General features: G+C 47.6%; 3 protein-coding genes. 1 reads left to right on the top strand and 2 read right to left on the bottom strand.

Annotated elements, in window-relative coordinates:
* Both KDK14_RS00015 and KDK14_RS00010 read right to left on the bottom strand, forming a co-directional pair.
* The coding region (locus KDK14_RS00015; protein WP_257262959.1) for a hypothetical protein at positions 1 to 1692 on the bottom strand (1692 nt) is incomplete at its 3' end.
* Positions 1693 to 2009: 317 nt separating this feature from the next.
* Positions 2010 to 2453: a phospholipase D family protein gene (locus KDK14_RS00010; RefSeq protein ID WP_373691011.1), complete on the bottom strand. Its 444-nt coding sequence runs from the start codon at positions 2451 to 2453 to the stop codon at positions 2010 to 2012.
* A 244-nt stretch (positions 2454 to 2697) separates the two neighbouring features.
* Here KDK14_RS00010 and KDK14_RS00005 point away from each other — a divergent pair.
* Positions 2698 to 3596: IS110 family transposase (locus KDK14_RS00005; protein ID WP_257262958.1), on the top strand; the 899-nt coding region annotated here is incomplete at its 3' end.

Raw genomic sequence — 3596 nt, 5'->3', positions numbered from 1 at the left:
GGTTAAGGGTATGGAGCCTGGTTTTCGGGGGATTTCATCTTGCTGGCCAGGTACGAACGGCGGTAATGGTGTGCCGGTGATGGATTGTAATTGTGGAAACGTACTCATATTGCACACCTTGTTCACCAATGATGCCGAACAAGTCTGATTCAAAGCGTACAGGAGATTTTCGGGAGTGAGCCTTCCCAACTTATTGGCCGCAGAGAAGATGTCATAAACCATTTTTTGTAAAACTTTTGCATGCTCCCCGGAAACAATCGACTTTCTTTTATGGTTGGGTAGACCCAGCATTTTTGCCAGAGGTTCTGCCTCAAAATCCGGATTCTGAATCAGCATGTCGGCCAGTTCTAACCATTGATATGGCGTAAATACCGGGCTTGCCTGTTCAGAACCACCGGCGGTCATGTTACTCAATAACCGGTTGGCTATTCTGAACTCCATCACCTCCGGTTTATTAAGGATGCGGACAACGTCAGTAATGGATAAACCGCCTTTGCTATTTCCACGGTTTTGCTGGTAAATCAGTTCCAGCAAAATCACTCTTTTAAGAGTATCAGGAAAAAACTTGATTTTTTTCTGCATCGTCATCAACAGGGGGTGTTTAACTAGCTCGGAATAACCACAGACCTGTGCCAGATATTCCGGGAGGATTTGCATTTGATTACAAAAAACGGAAACCAAATCCCGTATACTTAATAACCGATCGGGCTCGCCGTTATTTTCTGATAACCTCCTTTTGGATTGGTATTCTGGAAGCTGATGATAATCTAGGCCCAGTTTGGGACAAACTTTCGTCTCGACTACCCAGTGACCGCAACTTTCACAAATAACAGCACACAGATTGACCAGGGTCAGCAGTTGCTGTTCGGCTGCCCGCCATAACAGTTCTGCGACATAGACATTCCATTCTCCAACCATTAGTGGCAACAATGCATCCCGGTCAGCGTCAGGCAGATCTAATCTGGCGGCAAGAGAATAACGATCTGCTTCATCCAAGTGCTTATTAACGATCAGGTAAGCATCTCTGGGTGAAATCCTGTCGTACCACGACCGGTTGTCATTGTTATAGCAATCAGGCTCCGCCGGGGAGAGAGTTCCGCAGTCAAAAAAGCTTTTTGCCCTGGTAACAATTTCCTGTTTTCTATTGAAAACGTATTGATGCGGGAAAATGCGTCTCAAAAAGGCGTATGTGCTATTTCTAAATTCTTCATACAGTGCCATATCCATAAGTTCGCTGACCCCCTGAACCAACCTTTCTGGTAGCAAAAGGTTTGATGTTTCAGCGCAGGTGAGTAATTCGCACAACTTGCTCTCGGGATTGCTCAATGCAAGGTTTGTATCGATGCTTTTTATCATGTCATAGGGAACCTCCAGTACTAACCCAAGCCCTTGCCACTGTTGTGCGTCTATACCAGCATCTTTCAGACATTTCAGGGCATCTTTGACAGCGTCTGTCATCGGTACCCGGCTACCCTCTGTAAGTGCTTGTGAAATATTTCTTGAGGTAACTGACGATGCGGTGACGTGTGGATGCAGAACTGAAGTACCTTGCGGGACCTGTGGAACTGTTATCTCAGAGAGCAGCCTGACAGGGCATGCTTGATTGGACGGTATGGTGCTGTCAGATTCAGGCGAACGGGCCTCCCGGGGTGACAGGATTGGAGCATGTGAATGAGTTGGAAAATTATTCATGGAAAAATTACTTTTCGTTGGCCTGATTTTTTTGTTGGACTCGTTAATTGAATAAAAATTCCAGATAATCCCTTTGTTAACCCGGATATTTCCAGTTCATGGCTGAACGCTGTGCCGTTTTATTGTGTTGGTGAAAAAGAAACAGTGACAGATATTGAATCTTGAATGTGTTCAAATACAAAGGCCCTGACTTTTCGATTTCCTTGACTTTAGTCAAGAATCAAGACCTGACCCTCGCTTCGTGACCCTCGCTTCGCTCGGTGGTTGGGATGGCGATATGGGCGATGTACTTTCAGAACCAGTAAAGGGCTGAGGAGCTAATCGGCAGCAACACTTCGGTCAAAAGCTGGCTGAAACAGACGATCACGAACGTAGACTGTATTGTCCCTTCCAGCGATTGCGAGTGAGGTTTCATCCGCATAGTACCAGCTTTGATTGTCCTGATTCGAAGAGCCAATCACCACCATATGGTCATCAAAGCTGGCAAACTTGGCATGACTGGCGCCATCACCTGATCGGTTCTCCTCGACCGGCTCATTCCCCCCGGGGGCAACATACCAGCGAATATCCAGGTTTGAACTGTTTTTGGAGAGTGACTTCAGCTTTTTGACCGCTTTTGCATTGGTACCACCAGCGCCCAGAGCGCTTTCACGCTGCTCATTGAAACGCTTGGACAATAACAGCTCGACCTTCACCCCGCGGTGGGCTGCGGCGACTAACGCTTTGATCAGAACCGGATTATTCAGGTTGGGCAACTGAATGGAAATTTTCCTTTCGACATCACTCCAGAAAATCTCAGGCTGCCCAGTTTGTTAACGAGAGCTTTGGTATCAGGTCTTGAATCCATTCAAAAGGAAGACCTAAGCCAGTTTCGGCTCCCCTGGTTTTTGCGTCAAGAGGAAAGACCTAATGGAATGGTCCGCCCCGCTCCCCAAACGGCTTCAAATGAGCCAAAATTAGAATGAGTTGTTCGGACATCATTCAGAATAAGAAGCGGAGCGAACCATGGGTAAGCATAACAAAGCAGAAGCCAGTCAGAAAGCTCAGGTTGCCTTCCTGGGAATTGACCTGAGCAAAAAGAGTTTTCAGTTGCATGGTGTTGATGCCAGAGGTCATGTGGTTCTCAAAAAGAAACTCAACCGCAAGGCTCTCTTGCCCTTTATTGCTAACCTGCCTGAATGTGTTATCGGCATCGAAGCTTGTGGCGGATCACACTACTGGTGTCGTAAGTTCACCGAGCTGGGTCATGACGTTCGCATCATAGCTCTCCAGTTTGTCAAACCTTACGTAAAGTCGAACAAGAATGACGCTGCTGATGCTGAGGCTATCTGTGAAGCTATGCAGCGCCCCAGCATGCGCTTCGTGCCAACCAAAACGATTGAACAGCAGGATATTCAGAGCCTGCATAGAATACGTAGCCAGGCAGTGGCCAGAAGGACTGCGTTGGGTAATCAGATCAGAGGCTTGCTGATGGAATACGGGATCATTATTCCAAAGGGGATATCCTTCATCCGCAAACAGATCCCTCTGGTTCTGGAGGATGCTGAAAACGGTTTAACAGTACTATTCCGTGAGCTTCTCAGTGAACTGTACGACGAGATGAAACACCTGGATGAGCGGGTAGAGAAGCTTGAGCAAAAGCTCGAAATCATCGCAGCCAGCAATGAAGCTTGCCGGCTTCTGTTAACCATACCGGGCATTGGGTTGCTCAGTGCCACAGCACTGTTTGCATCGATTGGTGACATCTCGGCATTTAAAAATGGTCGGGAACTTGCCGCCTGGCTTGGCTTGGTACCCAAACAGCAATCTACCGGTGGAGTGCCCACCTTACTGGGCATCAGCAAACGGGGTGACACCTACCTGCGAACCCTGTTGATACACGGTGGCAGAACCGTAGTCAGGGT

The sequence above is a fragment of the Endozoicomonas sp. ONNA2 genome (genome assembly GCF_024606365.1).
In the GTDB taxonomy this organism is placed as follows: Bacteria; Pseudomonadota; Gammaproteobacteria; order Pseudomonadales; family Endozoicomonadaceae; genus Endozoicomonas.
This window is presented reverse-complemented; position numbering and strand designations above follow the sequence as displayed.